The 16,103-nt window shown below is 63.3% G+C and carries 16 protein-coding genes and 1 pseudogene; 6 read left to right on the top strand and 11 right to left on the bottom strand.

Features of this window, described 5'->3' with window-relative positions:
- Window positions 1-202, bottom strand: a 202-nt coding sequence (locus tag KQH55_RS15105; RefSeq protein WP_235091547.1) for a hypothetical protein, incomplete at its 3' end; no start/stop codon positions are given.
- Window positions 203-208: 6 nt separating this feature from the next.
- On the opposite strand from KQH55_RS15105, the pseudogene KQH55_RS15110 reads away from it, so the two are divergent.
- Window positions 209-465: pseudogene (locus KQH55_RS15110) on the top strand (IS3 family transposase); the annotation flags it as partial.
- 180 nt (window positions 466-645) lie between these two features.
- Here KQH55_RS15110 and KQH55_RS15115 read toward each other — a convergent pair.
- On the bottom strand, window positions 646-957 hold the full coding sequence (locus tag KQH55_RS15115; RefSeq protein ID WP_235091548.1) for a hypothetical protein: 312 nt from the start codon (window positions 955-957) through the stop codon (window positions 646-648).
- Between the two features lie 423 nt (window positions 958-1,380).
- On the opposite strand from KQH55_RS15115, the gene KQH55_RS15120 reads away from it, so the two are divergent.
- Window positions 1,381-1,518, top strand: coding sequence for a hypothetical protein (locus KQH55_RS15120; RefSeq protein WP_170872359.1), 138 nt, complete (start codon window positions 1,381-1,383; stop codon window positions 1,516-1,518).
- Window positions 1,519-1,606: 88 nt separating this feature from the next.
- Here KQH55_RS15120 and KQH55_RS15125 read toward each other — a convergent pair whose 3' ends face one another.
- Window positions 1,607-1,939, bottom strand: a complete 333-nt coding sequence (locus KQH55_RS15125) for a multidrug efflux SMR transporter (RefSeq protein WP_076788681.1) — start codon at window positions 1,937-1,939, stop codon at window positions 1,607-1,609.
- Between the two features lie 336 nt (window positions 1,940-2,275).
- Between KQH55_RS15125 and hpnD the strand changes: the two genes are divergently transcribed.
- From hpnD to KQH55_RS15140, 3 genes are all read left to right on the top strand, one after another.
- Window positions 2,276-3,121 (top strand): presqualene diphosphate synthase HpnD, encoded by an 846-nt coding sequence (gene hpnD / locus KQH55_RS15130; protein ID WP_235091549.1) that lies wholly within the window; start codon window positions 2,276-2,278, stop codon window positions 3,119-3,121.
- Window positions 3,122-3,182: 61 nt separating this feature from the next.
- Window positions 3,183-5,186 carry a squalene--hopene cyclase gene (gene shc, locus KQH55_RS15135; protein WP_235091550.1) on the top strand — a complete coding sequence of 668 codons (2,004 nt, stop codon included), beginning with the start codon at window positions 3,183-3,185 and terminating at the stop codon, window positions 5,184-5,186.
- On the top strand, window positions 5,162-5,956 hold the full coding sequence (locus KQH55_RS15140; RefSeq protein WP_235091551.1) for a 5'-methylthioadenosine nucleosidase/S-adenosylhomocysteine nucleosidase: 795 nt from the start codon (window positions 5,162-5,164) through the stop codon (window positions 5,954-5,956). The genes shc and KQH55_RS15140 overlap by 25 nt, the downstream gene beginning before the upstream one ends.
- 29 nt (window positions 5,957-5,985) lie before the next feature.
- On the opposite strand, the gene KQH55_RS15145 is transcribed toward KQH55_RS15140, so the two are convergent.
- The 5 genes from KQH55_RS15145 to KQH55_RS15165 all read right to left on the bottom strand — a co-directional run bounded on the left by KQH55_RS15145 (window position 5,986) and on the right by KQH55_RS15165 (window position 10,951).
- The gene (locus KQH55_RS15145; RefSeq protein ID WP_255763178.1) at window positions 5,986-7,140 is read right to left on the bottom strand and encodes a glycosyltransferase; all 1,155 of its coding nucleotides are present in this window, start codon (window positions 7,138-7,140) and stop codon (window positions 5,986-5,988) included.
- Between the two features lie 3 nt (window positions 7,141-7,143).
- Window positions 7,144-8,139 carry a hopanoid-associated sugar epimerase gene (gene hpnA / locus KQH55_RS15150; RefSeq protein WP_235091552.1) on the bottom strand — a complete coding sequence of 332 codons (996 nt, stop codon included), beginning with the start codon at window positions 8,137-8,139 and terminating at the stop codon, window positions 7,144-7,146.
- Window positions 8,139-9,260 carry an adenosyl-hopene transferase HpnH gene (gene hpnH, locus KQH55_RS15155; RefSeq protein WP_076788335.1) on the bottom strand — a complete coding sequence of 374 codons (1,122 nt, stop codon included), beginning with the start codon at window positions 9,258-9,260 and terminating at the stop codon, window positions 8,139-8,141. Before hpnH ends, hpnA begins: the two co-directional genes overlap by 1 nt.
- Before the next feature lie 16 nt (window positions 9,261-9,276).
- Complete coding sequence (ispH, locus tag KQH55_RS15160; protein ID WP_076794635.1) at window positions 9,277-10,200, bottom strand: 4-hydroxy-3-methylbut-2-enyl diphosphate reductase; 924 nt, start codon at window positions 10,198-10,200, stop codon at window positions 9,277-9,279.
- Between the two features lie 118 nt (window positions 10,201-10,318).
- Complete coding sequence (locus tag KQH55_RS15165) at window positions 10,319-10,951, bottom strand: phospholipid-binding protein MlaC (RefSeq protein WP_235091553.1); 633 nt, start codon at window positions 10,949-10,951, stop codon at window positions 10,319-10,321.
- 222 nt (window positions 10,952-11,173) lie between these two features.
- On the opposite strand from KQH55_RS15165, the gene KQH55_RS15170 reads away from it, so the two are divergent.
- The gene (locus tag KQH55_RS15170; protein ID WP_076794431.1) at window positions 11,174-13,828 is read left to right on the top strand and encodes an MMPL family transporter; all 2,655 of its coding nucleotides are present in this window, start codon (window positions 11,174-11,176) and stop codon (window positions 13,826-13,828) included.
- A 19-nt stretch (window positions 13,829-13,847) separates the two neighbouring features.
- On the opposite strand, the gene KQH55_RS15175 is transcribed toward KQH55_RS15170, so the two are convergent.
- From KQH55_RS15175 to KQH55_RS15185, 3 genes are all read right to left on the bottom strand, one after another.
- On the bottom strand, window positions 13,848-14,303 hold the full coding sequence (locus KQH55_RS15175) for a hypothetical protein (protein WP_235091554.1): 456 nt from the start codon (window positions 14,301-14,303) through the stop codon (window positions 13,848-13,850).
- Window positions 14,304-14,488: 185 nt separating this feature from the next.
- Window positions 14,489-15,364, bottom strand: coding sequence for a hypothetical protein (locus tag KQH55_RS15180; protein WP_235091555.1), 876 nt, complete (start codon window positions 15,362-15,364; stop codon window positions 14,489-14,491).
- Window positions 15,365-15,775: 411 nt separating this feature from the next.
- Window positions 15,776-16,103, bottom strand: a 328-nt coding sequence (locus KQH55_RS15185; protein WP_304610935.1) for a transketolase C-terminal domain-containing protein, incomplete at its 5' end; no start/stop codon positions are given.

Raw genomic sequence — 16,103 nt, forward strand, 5'->3', positions numbered from 1 at the left:
CGTTCAAAGCGGCATTCAGGTCAAAGTCCATCTGTAAGCTCGGCAGTCGATAAAAAACGTCGCAATACGAAGTGAGGCCGCGCAGCAAGCTAGCGGAAAACGGGAGGCTGGGCACAGCGATGGACTGTGAACGCCATGTTTTTGGCGGATAGTGCAACGCCAATATGCGGAAATTGTTACATTGTCCGTTGGCAAGCCACACTCTTAAAGAAAAATGAAGGCCCCGATGGGCCGGCGCGAAGCGCTGGAGGTGCTGCCTCGGCAGGGGCTATCGCAACGCAAGGCATGTTGCTATCTGGGGCTGAGTCGTCGGGTGGCAACCTATACGCTTAAGCAACCCCAAAAGGATCGGAGCGTGGGCGAGCGACTGATTGCGGCCACTCAGGAAGTGCCGCGTTGGGCTACCGGCAGATGTCGGTCTGCCTAGCGCTGGGCGAATCGCGCGTGCGGCGGATGTGGCGAGCGCCATGCAGCTGGCTGCAAGATGCTGCAATCGGCCCGACCTCCGTCGCGCCCGGCAGTGCGTGGCAAAACGGGTTCGTCGAAAGCTACTCTGCCTCCTGGAGACAGCACCGTGTATTCACCGTGCCTTTACCATGCCGTGACACCGTGACCGTGCTGGGCGGGAACGACATGCACGGCAGGCTACGTCAGGCAGCGGGCCACATGGAAACGCATTGTGGATTCCTCCGGCGCCGCGCCTCTGGCCGGCTGCGCAACGCTGACAATCGTGCCGCCCGTCGCCGACGGCGTTAGCAGGATCACCCAGCTACCCCGCCCGATGTCCAACTCCGTCATCTCGCCGCTGCGTGACGCGCGCACGTTCGGCAGGCGGTCGCGCAAGCAGGCACTGATATCGCGCATAGAGCGCAGCGAAGACACGTAGATCAGCGGCTTGACCTGCGCGAGCGGCGATCCGCCGTGTCCGCTGTCTGTCGCACTCGAGCATCCGGCCATGCTGAGCACTGTCGCAAGTGTGAAACAGCACCGGCGGATAAATGCGCAATGAGAGGGGTTTCGCATAAGGCTGTTCCGAAAATTTTCTTTTTACGGCATAATTCAAGTCGTCGAAAGCCGTAACTTCCTTAAAAAGGAAACTTCTTCGCGATCGACACTGCGGCTCCGAGACGTTATAGGCGATTTGAGCAGACCAGAAGCGTCGAGCCCGAAAAAAAGCCGGCACGAAGCCGGCTGAAGGGCTCTGGTCTTATTCCGAGGGCTTAACCAGAACCTGAGACTGATGCGAGGCGAGCCCCGCACAGGGCCGCAATTATCGCATATAAAGCACTGGCGAGTGGCAAATTCTGCCCACCGGTGCTAATTTTTTTCAGAATCGTTGACTGCATCGGCTTTTAACTCGCGCTGAGCAACTCAATTCCCATGCCGGATTCTGAATTTGATTTATTGTCGGTGGCGTTGCGAGTGCATAAGCTGATGGTGCGCTTCAACCTGCTGTGGCACGAGAGACCGGTAAAACAAGCGATCATGGCCGCGGAGTTGATCCAGGCGCTCGCCTAGCGCAATGCGTATCGGCCGGACACGGGACGCCCTGTGACGCCAGCGCGCTGATCACCGCAACCGGCACGTCCCGACTCAGTCAGCATCCCTAGTGAACAGCGGTCTTCGAAAAGCCGTTCATTAACACGACACCGACGACGATGAGCCCCATGCCGGTCACTGCAGGCCAATCGAGCCGCTGATCGTAGACGAAGAAAGCAACCAGCGAAATCAATACAATGCCGACTCCGGACCAGATTGCATAGGCAACGCCAACCGGCACCGAACGCAACGTCAGCGACAGACAGTAGAACGCGACCGCGTAGCCGAGCGCGGTGATCACCGACGGCAGCAGCCGCGTGAAACCATCGGACGCCTTGAGCGCCGACGTGCCGATCACTTCGGCGACGATCGCAATCGCGAGATAGAGGTAGGCAAGCATGGCGGAGACATCGCTGCGGCAACGACCACGATTATACGCATACGCGCGCAGGAGCGTTCCCAGGCGCCATCGACGTGACCGATCCGGCGTTTTTTCCGGTCATTCCTGCGGTAGCGTAACGATGGCAATAGATGCGCCCGTTCCGCAATAAACCGGGCAGAAAGGCGCACGATCCGTGCCGAACCGGGTAAAATCCGGCGCGAACGGGGCGGGCAGCAACAAACTATGCTACCTTTGCGGATAGTTTGGCGCGCGCAGTCGCCATAGTGACGCCTGGGCGCGCCATGGTGACTGCGCGCAGCCGATCCTCATATTTTATTGCACACCGAGGAGCCAGTGGGCATTGCCGAACCCATCGAAGCACATCACGCCATGACCAGCCAGCAGGTCGCGTCGGGCAGTTCGTTCTATGCCGCGATGCGCCTCTTGCCGCGCGCGCAGCGCGAAGGCATGTACGAGATCTATTCGTTTTGCCGCCAGGTCGACGATATCGCGGACAGTGGCGCGTCGCGCGAGAGCCGGCTGGCCGCGCTCGAGCAATGGCGTGTCGCAATCGCCGCCTTGTACGCCGGCAAGGCGAGCCCACCGCTGACCACGCTCGCGCGCGTCGCACAGCAGTTCTCGCTGCGGCAGGACGATTTCATCGCGGTGATCGACGGCATGGAGATGGACGTGGTTGACACCATCATCGCGCCGGATCGCAATACGCTGGACTTGTATTGCGACCGCGTCGCCAGTGCAGTTGGCCGCTTGTCGGTGAAGGTTTTCGGGATGCCAGACGACGACGGTCGGCAGCTCGCGCACCATCTCGGACGGGCGCTGCAGTTGACCAACATCCTGCGGGACATCGACGAGGACGCCGATATCGGCCGCGTCTACCTGCCGCGCGACACGCTCACGGCGGCCGGCATCGTGCACCCCACGCCCAACGCGGTCCGCGCCGCGTCGCTCGACCGCGCATGCGCGCCACTGATTGCCGACGCGCGCGAGCATTTTGCGCAAGCCACCACGATCATGGCGCGGCATCCGCGGCGCGTGGTCATTGCGCCGCGCATCATGGCGCAAGCCTATTACGCGTTATTCGCGCAGTTGGTCCGGCGCGGCTTCACCGCGCCGCGTGAGCGCGTGCGCGTGTCGCGTGCGCGCCTCATGCTGGCCATTGCCAGACACTGGCTGTTCTGATCATGCGGCCGGCGGCAGGCCGGCCGCACGCCGCACCGCGGAATTGTTGCGAGGAATACGAATGAATATGTTGCATGAACCGTTGCATCCCAACGTCGATGACGCGCGCACCGCGCACGCCAGCGCGCCGCCGCCGGCCGAGCGTCTGGAGCAGGCGATTCGCTCGGCGACCAACGCGCTGCTGGACGCTCAACATGACAATGGCCATTGGCTATTCGAGTTGGAAGCCGACGCGACGATCCCGGCCGAGTATGTGTTGATGGTCCATTATCTGGGGGAGACACCGGACCCCGTGCTCGAAGCGAAGATCGGCGCCTACCTGAGACGCATCCAGGGCGAGCATGGCGGCTGGCCGCTGTTCCACGACGGCGCCTTCGACATGAGCGCCAGCGTCAAGGCATATTTCGCGCTGAAGATGATCGGTGAGCCGCTTGACGCACCGCATATGAAGCGTGCGCGCGATGCGATTCTGGCGCGTGGCGGCGCAGCCAAGAGCAACGTGTTCACGCGGATCCTGCTCGCGCTGTACGGCATACTCGACTGGCGGGCGGTGCCGATGATGCCCGTGGAGATCATGCTGCTGCCGAGATGGTTTCCGTTTCACCTGTCGAAAGTGTCGTACTGGGCGCGCACCGTAATCGTGCCGCTGCTTGTGCTGCAGGCCAAGCGGCCGCGCGCGTGTAATCCTCGCGGCATCGGCATCGATGAGATTTTCGTCGGTTCGCCACGCAACGTCGGGCCGATATCGAAGGCCCCGCATCAGAGCCAGGGATGGTTTTCGTTCTTCTCAACCCTCGACGCGCTGCTGCGCAAGCTTGATCCGTATTTCCCAAAACAGTCGCGCCAAAAGGCCATTGATGCCGCGGTGCACTTTGTCGACGAGCGCCTAAACGGCGAGGACGGCCTCGGTGCGATCTTCCCGGCCATGGCCAACTCGGTACTCATGTACGACGCGCTCGGCTATCCGCCGGACCATCCGCATCGCGCGATCGCGCGCAAGTCGATCGATAAGTTGCTGGTGATTCACGACCACGAGGCCTATTGCCAGCCTTGCCTGTCGCCCGTCTGGGACACCGCGCTGACTGCGCACGCGCTGCTGGAGACCGGTGAATCGCGCGCGATCGAGCGCGCGGCGAAGGGTCTCGGCTGGCTGCTGCCGCTACAGATCCTGGACACCCGAGGCGATTGGATCTCACGTCGCGCAAACGTGCGGCCTGGCGGCTGGGCGTTCCAGTTCGCGAACCCGCATTACCCGGACGTGGACGACACGGCGGTGGTCGCCATGGCGATGGACCGCGTTGAGAAGCTGCAGGTGCACAATCGCTACCGCAATGCGATCGACCGGGCCTGCGAGTGGGTAGTCGGCATGCAAAGTCACAACGGCGGCTGGGGCGCATTTGAGCCGGAAAACACGCATCTCTACCTGAACAACATCCCGTTCTCCGATCATGGCGCGCTGCTGGACCCGCCGACCGTGGACGTGTCGGCACGGTGTCTATCGATGCTTGCACAACTGCCCAGCACGCCACAGCGGCAGGCGTCGGCTTCGCGCGCGAAGCACTACCTCCTCGCCAACCAAGAGGATGATGGCAGTTGGTATGGCCGATGGGGCATGAATTACATCTACGGCACCTGGTCCGCGTTGTGCGGCCTGCGCGCCGCCGGCGTCGCGCCGGACACGTCGCCGATGCAGCGTGCGGCGCACTGGTTGCGCTCGATCCAGAATTCGGACGGTGGGTGGGGCGAAGACGGCGACAGCTACAAGCTCGACTACCGTGGCTACGAACGGGCGCCGAGCACCGCGTCACAGACCGCATGGGCGCTGCTGGGACTGATGGCGGCTGGCTGCGAACACGACGAAGCCGTCGCGCGCGGCATCGCGTACTTGCTGAACACGCAGAACGACGAAGGACTATGGGATGAGGCGCTGTTCACCGCGACCGGATTCCCACGCGTGTTCTACCTGCGCTATCACGGCTACCGCAAGTTCTTCCCGCTGTGGGCGCTCGCACGTTACCGCAATCTCACCGTACGCAACGCATGTACCGTAGCCTGCGGAATGTGATACATGACGCACCGGTGGTGGTCGTCACCGGCCTCGCCTTCGAGGCCCGGATCGCCGCGGGTCCGGACGTACGCGTGATCTGTCAGCAAAATGCCGGACTAGCGACCACGCTCGGCGCGATCGTCGCGCAGAGCCGGTCCTGCTCAGCGCTGGTAAGCTTCGGCACCGCAGGCGGACTGGTGAAATCGCTGCGCCCCGGCGCGTTGCTGGTGGCCCGCTCGGTGCTGGCCGTCGACCCGCGCGGCCAGCACCGAGCGAGCGCAGCAACGCGGGACGATGCGACGCTAGTCAGCGCGCAGCGTTACGCAAGCGACGAACGATGGTCCCACGCGCTGCTCGAGCGGCTCAACGGCGCGGTCCACGCAGATCTGGCAGGCATCGCAACGCCAGTCAGCCAGGCGGCGGACAAGCAGCGGCTGCAGCACGCGTGTGGCGCGTGGGCCGCCGACATGGAGTCGCACATCGTCGCGCGCATCGCCTATGAGCGCGGCCTGCCTTTCGTGTGCGTGCGCGCGATCGTCGATCCAGCCGAGCGTTCTCTGCCGCCGGCTGCGGTCGCAGCGCTCAACGACGACGGGTCAACGGACCTGGGCGCCGTCCTGCGCTCACTACTCGCCCATCCGGGTCAATTGCCTGCTCTGTTGGCGGTGGCGCGCGATGCGCGCAATGCGCGTCGTGCGCTGATCGCGGCACGGCACAGGATCGGCGCGGCATTCGGTTTTCCGTCCCGCGCGTCCGGTCGCGCTGCGGTTACCTCAGTAGGCGGCTAGTTGCGAAGCGTCAAGAGGTTATGAGTCGTTTAATGCCGCGCCTGCGCGCGACCCTTCCACATGCCGCCACGACCACGCCAGTGCTGCAGCGCGGAGTCCAACGTAAACGCGGTATATAACACGGCGATGACCGGCAGGCATGGCCCCCACCCGCGCGAACGACCGTAGAAGCGCAACATAGGTAGGTATGCGAAGGTCATCGCCGCCCAGGCCAGCGCGCTCGCCACGCGGGCAAACCCGCTGCCGAACAGGACCAAAAGCGGCGGCGCGACGAAGGTGACCAGCAGTGACACGATCGTGCCACACAGCCACCACGGCGAATAGTGCAGCTGCGCATACGCGGTACGCGCGACCATGCGGTGAATCTCGCCCAGATTGTCATACGGCCGCACGCTGCGCGCCCGATTGGTCAGACCCAGCCAGATCGCGCCTTGTGACTTCATCCGGGCACCCAGCGCACAGTCATCGATGATCTCATCGCGGATCGCCTCGATGCCGCCGGCCGCACGCAATGCCTGCGCCTGCACCAGCATACATCCGCCCGCTGCGGCCGCCATCGGATGGTCACGCCGATTGACCCATGAAAACGGATACAACATCTGGAAGAACAGCACGAAGGCCGGGATCAGCGCGCGCTCGAACCACGCGTCGCAGCGTAGCTTCACCATCAACGAAACCATGACGCGACGGTCTACGATCGCGCGCGTGACCAGTTGCCGCAGATTATCTGGCGCATGCTCGATGTCGGCGTCCGTCAATAGCAACCACGCAGGCGGCGGGTCGGTGGCGTGCGCGGCATCAATGCCTTGCCGGACTGCCCAAAGCTTGCCGGTCCAGCCGGCCAGCAGGGGCTCACCGCGCAGCACCGTGAGCCGCCCGGCGGCGCCCATGGCGTGCGCCGTGTCGCGCGCGAGGGCAGCGGTGCCGTCTTCGCTATGGTCGTCAACCACCACGACCCGCACCGATCCCGGGTAGTCCTGACGCAACAGGCTGCTCACCGTCTGCGCGATCGAGGCGGCCTCGTTGCGCGCCGGAATCACCGCGACGACCGCCGGCCACGCATCAGGGGTGTCGGTGCCGGGCGGATCTTGATCATCCCGTTCGTGCGCCTGCCAGAATCCGCCACGCGCCACGAGCAACATGATCCAAATCACCAGCGATAGGACGGCAATAGCTGCCAGCAAGCTTCACCTCCAGTAGCCGTTGGCGCGAAACCAGTCGAGCGCATCGCGCAAACCGTCGGTATGGGGGCGGGCGCGATAGCCCAGCTCGCGCTGCGCCTTCGCAGAACTAAAAAACATGTGGTAACGCGACATCCGCAACGCATCGACGGTGACGAACGGCTCACGGCCCGTCAATTGCGCGACGCCTTGCGCCACCAGCGCAAGCGGATACAACGGCCAGCGCGGCAGCTCAATCGACGGCGGCTTGCGGCCGACCATCCGCGCGATCGCTGCCAACATCTCGCGCAGCAGCACGTCGTCGCCGCCGAGGATATAGCGCTCGCCGATTCGCCCGTGGTCCATTGCCAGCAGATGGCCCTGTGCGACATCGTCCACATGCACGAGATTCAAGCCGGTATCGACGAAGGCCGGGATCTTGCCAGTCGCCGCTTCGATGATGATGCGTCCGGTCGGCGTAGGCTTGATGTCACGCGGCCCGATCGGTGTAGACGGGTTTACAATCACCGCCGGCAGCCCTTGCTGCGCGACCATCTGCTCAACGATACGCTCGGCGGCCACCTTGCTGCGCTTGTAGACGCCGATCGTGCTTGCCTCATCGGCTGGCGCGGTCTCGTCCACCGGAGCGGTGGCGCCGCTCACGCGCAGTGTCGCGACGCTACTCGTATAGACAACTCGTTCGACACGCCGACGCAGCGCTGCTTGCATCACGCAGCGGGTTCCGTCGGCGTTGGCACGCATGATTTCATGACTGTCAGGCGCCCACAGCCGGTAGTCCGCCGCCACGTGGAACAACACATCGACCTGATCGAGCGCACGCTCAACCGATGCTGCATCGCGCATGTCGCCTTCGACCAGCTCGATATCCAGGCCGCGCAAGTTGCCGCGCGGACTGCTCGCCCGGACCAGCGCGCGTACACGATAGCCGCGCGCGAGCGCGGCCCGGGTCAGCGCCGAGCCAACAAAACCGGACGCGCCGGTCACCAGCACGCGGACCGACATTACGCCTTGGACTGACGCAATTCGGCCAGCTTGATCTCGACGTGCCGCGAGAACACGTACTCGGCCGGACGCTGGCGATCGAGCGAGACGTCTGGCGCGAATGGACCCTCGGTTTTCACGCCGCGCAGCGACACACCGAGCGCACGCAACGGATGGGAGAGCGTATCGTTCACCGCGGTCGCTTCGTAGCCACTGTGGACCATGCAATCCGCGCACTTCTCATAGTTGCCCGTGCCGTACCGGTCCCAGTCGGTCGTCTCCATCAACTCGCGATAGGTCTTCGTGTAACCTTCGCCAAGCAGGTAGCACGGCCGCTGCCAGCCGAACACGGTGCGGGTCGGATTGCCCCACGGCGTGCAATGGTACGTGCGGTTGCCGGCGAGGAAATCGAGGAACAGGCTGGACTGGCTGAACGACCACGCCTTGCCGCCCTTGCCGCGCCGCAGGATGTCGCGAAACAGGTTCTTAGTCTTTTCGCGATTCAGGAAATGCTGCTGGTCCGGCGCACGCTCATAGGCATAGCCGGGGGACACGGTGATCCCGTCAACACCGAGCCGCTTGACCTCATCGAAAAATGTCGCGACCTGCTCCGGTTGCGCATCGTTGAATAACGTGCAATTGATGTTGACACGGAAGCCCCGCGACTTGGCCAGCTTAATCGCCGACACGCAACGGTCGTACACGCCCTCTTGGCAGACCGACTTGTCATGCATCTCGCGGTCGCCGTCCAGGTGGATCGACCAGACGAAGAAGGGGCTCGGCTGGTAATCGTCGATCTTCTTTTCGAGCAGCAACGCGTTTGTGCACAAGTAGACGAATTTGCGGCGTGCAATGATGCCTTTGACGATTTCAGGCATTTCCTTGTGCAGCAACGGCTCACCGCCGGCGATCGAGACCACCGGCGCCCCACATTCGTCGACCGCTTCGAGCGCCTCGGCCAACGATACACGCTGGTTCAAGATGGGATCCGGATAGTCGATTTTGCCGCAACCCGAGCACGCCAGGTTGCAGCGGAACAGCGGCTCGAGCATCAGCACGAGCGGATAATGCTTGTTGCGCTTCAGTCGCTGCTTGACCAGGTAAGCGCCGACGTACGCGGATTGCAGAAATGGGATGGCCAACTTCGACTCCTTTGCTTCACGCGGTCAGTTCAGCCGGCAGCCTGAACTGGATGTTTTCTTCAATGCCGTCCATGACCGATACGTCAACCGGGCCGAGCCGACGCAGTGCGTCGATCACGTCGTTGACCATCGATTCCGGCGCCGATGCGCCCGCAGTGATCCCGATGGTGTTCGCTCCGCGGACCCACTGTGGGTTGAGTTCGCTGCCGTCGGCGAGCAAGTAACTCGGCACGCCCGATTCGGCACCGATCTCACGCAGTCGGTTTGAGTTCGAGCTGTTGGTTGCGCCGACCACCAGCAGCACATCCGCGCGCTTGCACAATTCGCGCACCGCAGTCTGCCGGTTCTGCGTCGCATAGCAGATGTCTTTCGTATCCGGACCGACAATATCGGTAAAACGCCGCTTCAACGCCGCAATGATGCCGCGCGTCTCATCGACCGACAGCGTCGTCTGAGTCACGTAGGAGACCGGCGTATCCACCGGGATGTCGAGCCGCTCAACGTCCGCCTCGGTCTGCACCAGCGACACCGGCCCGTCGATCTGCCCCATCGTGCCAAGGATCTCCGGGTGGCCGGCGTGGCCAATCAGGATCACCTGGCGGCCGTTCTTCAGATAGTTCTTGCCCTGCAGATGGACCTTGGTCACCAGCGGACAGGTCGCATTGAGCACCCGCAGGCCCCGCTCGTGAGCCTCGTCCTCGACCGCTTTGGCAACGCCATGCGCACTGAAGATTGTCACCGCTCCCGGCGGCGCCTCAGACAGCTCATCGATAAAACGCGCGCCCTTAGCTTTCAGCGACTCCACCACATGTCGATTGTGGACAATTTCATGGCGCACATAAACAGGGGCGCCGTATTTCTGCAACGCGCGCTCGACGATTTCGATCGCGCGAACCACGCCGGCGCAAAACCCGCGGGGTTGAGCAAGAATAACTTGCATAACGTTCTCCATAGGCGGTGAGCGATTCTAACGCTCATGGCCGATTCATGCCGGGTCAACGGCGCCACCTGCTGCGGAAAACGCAACAATACGCTGCAAACGGCTTGAATTACAAGCGCTACTGACCGAAACGCGCATTGTGCGCACTGAGGTACTGAATCAGTCCCTCGACCCCGCCTTGCGCGATCTGGCTCGCGAACTGCTGCTGATAAATCTGGATCAACCACGCGCCCATCATGTCGATGTCGTAAATCCTCCAGCCGTCTTGTCCTTTACCGAGCCGGTAGCCGACCGCCATGTCATCGCCGCTGCCTTGCACACGAGTCTTGACCACTGCATCCGTTCCTTTGGCGCTGAGCGTCGCCGGCTCGAAGCGGAACCGCACATTCTGATCGCGAATCTGCGTCAACTGCAACGCATACGTATGCACGAGCAGCATCTGGAACTGCTCGACTAGTTGCTTGCGCTGCTCCGGCACCGCCTGGTTCCAGGCCGCCGCGCCAACGGCAATACGCGTCGTCCTGGCAAAGTCGGTGTACGGTAAGAACTCACGTTCGACGATCTTGGATGTCGCGTTGACATCGCCACTGCGCGCGGCGGCATCGGCACGCGTCGCCTTGACCACTTTTTCCACCGCGCTGCGCACCGCATCGTTCGGGCTCGCGGCACCGCTTTTCGGCTTCTGGGCGAGCGCCGTACCCGCCATACCGAATACGGACAGCGCCACCAGCAAAGTCAACCATTTTTTCATCGCAATTTTTCCACGAAAGTCATATCGACTGCCTTGCATCCACCTTTTGCCGCAATAACCGGCGTTCCGCGGCCGTAGCTTAACGCAACTCGGCTTGCCGCGCGGTGGCGAACCGGCGTACAGACATGATTTACGCATCACGATTGCTGGCGACGTTGTGTCAAAGCGCTAGCACCACACCCTGTATACTCGGCGCCGAATCTCGCATTTCAGGCCATCCCCATGCTGACTTCGCTCCTCGCCCGCATCGTGCGTTTTTCGACACGGCATGCGTACTTCGTCATCGCGGTGTCAATCTTGCTGTGCGCAGCCAGCATTGTGTACATCACGAAACATTTTGCAATCGATACCGACGTCGCCGGGTTGATCGACCAAAACACGCCGTGGGCACAGCGCGGCAAGGCGATCGACGACGCGTTCCCGCAGCGGGCCGACGTCACGTTGGCGGTCGTCCAGGCGCCGGCGGCCGAGTTCGCGCAACGCGCAGCGGCCGAGCTGGCCGTGCGGCTCAAATCGGAAACCGCTTACTTCTCGTCCGTGACACGCCCAGATGGCGGCGCATTCTTCGAGCGTCATGGGCTGCTATTCATGTCGCAGAACGAATTGACAGAGTTGACCGGCAAACTGGTCGATGCGCGGCCCCTGCTGAATCGGCTCGCACACGACCCGTCGCTACGCGGGCTATCCAGCCTGCTGTCGGTCACGCTGCTCACGCCACTGCAGACTGGCCAGGTCACGCTGCCCGGCATGGCCAAGCTGCTGGAGCGCAGCGCCGACACGGTCGACGCGGTGCTCGCCGGACAGCCGGCTGGCCTGTCGTGGAGCGCACTGGTTGCGCCAGAGCTGCCCTCGCGCGCGTTCGTGCAAGTGCAGCCGCTGCTCGACTATCGGTCGCTGGAGGCGGGCGCCGCGGCGGCGGCACGGATCAAGCAGGTGGCGGCCGAGTTGCAGCTGGCGCAGCGTTATGGCGCGAGCGTGCAATTGACCGGCCCACGGCCGCTGGCCGACGAAGAGTTCGGATCCGTCCGCGAAGGTGCGGTGCCCAATGCCATCGGGACATTGCTCACAGTACTGGTCATTCTGTGGTTCGCGGTCCGCTCGCGCCGGATGGTGTTCGCTGTGTTCCTGACGCTGCTGGTCGGCCTTGCGATCACCGCCGCGCTTGGATTGATGATGGTCGGCGCGCTGAACATGATCTCGGTCGCGTTCGCCGTGCTGTTCGTCGGGATCGGCGTGGACTTTGGCATTCAGTTCGCCGTACGCTATCGCGAGCAGTTCCACCTGTGCGGCAACCTGGAGCGCGCGCTGGAGGGCACCGCGCGCTCGATCGCGATGCCGCTGTCGCTCGCGGCTGCGGCCACTGCTGCGAGTTTTTTCTCGTTCCTGCCAACCGCATACCGCGGCATATCGGAGCTGGGGCAGATTGCCGGCGTGGGGATTTTGTTCGTCGCGTTGCCGTCCTGCGTGACCCTACTGCCGGCGCTGATCTCGGTACTGCGGCCCACCGGGCGCGGCGCAGCGCCCGGATTCAAGTCGTTCGCCCCGCTGGACGAATTCACTGAGCGCCATCGCAACCCGCTACTGCTTGTCACGCTCGCACTGGTCGTGGCAGGCTTGCCGCTGCTCACGCAACTGCGCTTTGACTTCAATCCGTTGCATTTGAAAGATCCAAACAGCGAATCGATGCGCACGCTCGCCTCGCTGGCCAGCGCGTCCGACACCGGCGTCAACGATGTCCAATTGCTGGCTGCATCGCTGGATGACGCGCAGCAGGCCGCCAACAAGCTGCGCGCGCTGCCGGAAGTGGGCCGTGTGGTGACCGCCACCAGTTTCGTGCCCGACGACCAGCCGCAGAAGCTGGCCACGATCGCACAGGCGGCACGGCAATTGTTGCCCGTGCTGGAACAAACGCCATCGGACCCCGCACCCGACGGCGCACGCGTGTCAGCGTTGCGCAACGCGGCAGCAATGCTGGAGAATGCGGCACTCGATCACCCGGGGCCTGGTGCAAAAGAAGCCGAACATTTGGCGGTGTCGCTGCGCAAGTTGGCGGCAGCGGACGCGGCCACGCGCGATCGTGCTGAACGCGCGATCGCCGAGCCGCTGCAATTGTCGCTTGCGTCGCTGGCAAACTTGCTCAAGCCTACTTTGATCACACTGCAGACATTGCCGGCCGAGTTGCGTTCGCAATGGATCACCTCCGACGGACGTGCCCTCGTGCAGATCTCGCCCAAACTGGCCACCAGCATGAATCCCGACGAAGATACGAAACTGCGCGCATTCAGTGCAGCCGTGCTGGCCGCCGAGCCGCAAGCCATCGGCGGGCCAATCTCGATCCTGCAGTCAGCGGACACGATCGTGCGCGCGTTCGTGCAGGCCGGCGTGCTGGCGCTGGTGTCGATTACGGTGCTCCTGTGGATGGCGCTACGTAGCTTCGGCGATGTGCTGCGCACGCTAGTGCCGCTGCTGGTCTCGGCGGTCGTGACGCTCGAGTTGTCGGTATTGTTGAATCTGCCGCTGAACTTCGCGAACATCATCGCGCTGCCGCTGCTGCTGGGCGTGGGCGTCGCGTTCAAGATCTACTACGTGATGGCCTGGCGCGCCGGCGCGACAAAACTGCTGCAGTCTGGATTGACTCAGGCGGTGATTTTGTCGGCCGGAACCACCGCAACCGCGTTCGGCAGCCTGTGGTTGTCGCATCATCCGGGGACCTCGAGCATGGGCGAATTGCTCGCACTGTCGCTCGTGTGCACGCTGATCGGCGCGGTGTTCTTCCAGCCGGTGCTGATGGGCAAGCCGCGCGAGCAAGCCGCGCGCAGTACTGTATCGCGGCGTGCCCACGATAAGCAGCGTGCCAACAACGCAAAATCACGCTAGCGTGTGATCACATCGGCTCTCAGGCGGCGGGTGCCGCGTGGCCGATGATGTCACACTGGCCCCATCGTACCGGTGCATGCATGACCGGTTCTGGAGGGGCGGGCACGGCATCGGTATATGCCAGAATGTCAGCCCAATCATCGTCGCTGAAGCTGGGCCATGCCTCTTCGATTTCGGTCAGCAATGGCGGCAGCGGCCTCAGGTCGGTCGGCGGCACACTGGATCTGTCGTGCTGGGCCGTCGCCGCCGCGCCGCAGGTGGTCGATCCGAAACGCTGAACCATACCGGCGACCGACATCGGTTCGGATGACGAAGATGTTCTGAGCCCTTCAAGCGGTGCGGGAACCCGCGTGGTCGTGCTGGCACGGGGCACGACAGACGACGGCAAGTCTAAGTCTGGTTCGTGCTCCGGTGGCAGGGTCGGGGAACCAGGATAATACCCGGCAGACTGGCTGGCTTGTGCGGGAGAGGGCACGGGTCACTCCTTAAATAACAACGCGACAAGCATAACGCAGATATATTGCAGTGCAGAATATATCCACGACGCAGCATACCGCAGATCCGAATACACGGTGGGGTGCAACGCTCCAGCTAGCATCATGTCGGTGGCCGACGCCTCCAGGCAATGCTAAGCCATCCTTTATGTCACACCATCCTTTGCTAAGCTGCACGCGGATAGTTTCCCACGCGGTAGCCGAGCAGTGACGCCAACCGATTGGCCGCGGCAATATACTGGTCTTCCGAAATCGTGCCGTTCGCCTGTAGCGCCTCCAACGCAGACATCGCTTGCTGCGCGTCATCCGATTCCGCGTCATCGGCCTGCGCCTCGTCCCCCTGTCGCGGCACTGGCGCGATCACCCCGCCAACTTCCTTGGCCCGCCGGCGCAGCGGCTGAGTCATCCCGTCCGGCAGCAACACCAATTCCGCCAGATTCATCGGCAGCCGGCCATCGACGGCGGCAGCCTCCAACATGGCCTTCAGCGTGCTGTCGGACACCGAGCCCGCCAACGCCGGCTCGCCGAACCCGGGTACATACCGGCACACGGCCTCCCGCAGTGCGCGGGTGGAGCGCGGGTACAGGGACTGCCGGATGGCTTCGCGTAGCATGCTGCGATACGTCGACCCGTCGTTCGAATCGTCCGACGGCGCTATCGCGTGTTCCGCCCGCTGGGCGGCGCGCAACATCGCACGCAGCCGGCGGCGCTCGACGTGCTGCGTCAGCGAACGCACCAATGCACGCAAGTCATCATGGGCCAGCCTGTCCGACGGGCGTGGCTCGCCGCCCTCGGCACGCACGTCTGACATCTGTGACTCGTCGTCATCGGTCAGCACCGCTGACAGCCGCGGCTCGTCGTCATGGCTCGGCGCATTCAGTTCGAGCCCGAGTTCACTGAGTGGCATGCCGTGTGCGGCCAGGTATCGGGCGGACGGCAACCGCAACAACGAATCGCGCCGCTGCGCGCCAACCGATGATAGCGGCGACACCGGTTCGGCTTGCCAAACCGGGAGCGGATACCAAGCGCTGTCCAACTCCATGGCAGCTTCCGTCCATGGCGCATGATAGAGCGGATGCCAATCAGTATCGAAATGCGCGTCCAGCTGTCGCGCCAGAGAGCCGCGCCGCGTTGCTGTGATATCAACGCTGTCAGCCGCGCTCGAGCGGCGGCGTTGCAATCCGTCGAGCATGATAGGCGTGTGCTGTGCCGAAGCGGTGGCCGACGAGCGTTGCAGCGGAGCGCTTCGTTCGTCCGAGGGCGACACGACGCGGACCGAACATATGGATAGTCTCGACACCGATTCCTCCATCGACATTTGAAACGCCGGGAGGATAGCGCCGCGTCATCGTTGCCGCGACACGGAAGCGAGGTCGCGGCCAACGCCCGCGAATGTCCACGCCTTATCCGGTTGACCGGCAACGGGCCGATAGCACAAGAATAACTACGCCGTTCACTTGCCCTGCGTCACGCGAACGGGTGAACGGGACAGACGATCGGTGATGCCGCGGCGAATCGACGCGGCAATGCCGGCCGCGTCGAGCCCCACTGAGGCAAGCTGCTGCGCCGCATCGCCATGGTCAATGAACGTATCGGGCAAGCCGAGTTGCACCAGCGGCACGAGCTTGTCGTGACACGCCAGCGCTTGCGCGACGGCCGAGCCGGCACCGCCCATCAACGTCCCTTCCTCGACAGTCACGAGTAGCTCATGCGTGTCGGCGAGCTGCCGCACGAGCGCCTCGTCCAGCGGCTTCACAAAACGCATGTTCGCCACCGTCGCG

It is taken from the genome of Mycetohabitans sp. B3 (genome assembly GCF_021498065.1).
Classification (GTDB): Bacteria; Pseudomonadota; Gammaproteobacteria; order Burkholderiales; family Burkholderiaceae; genus Mycetohabitans.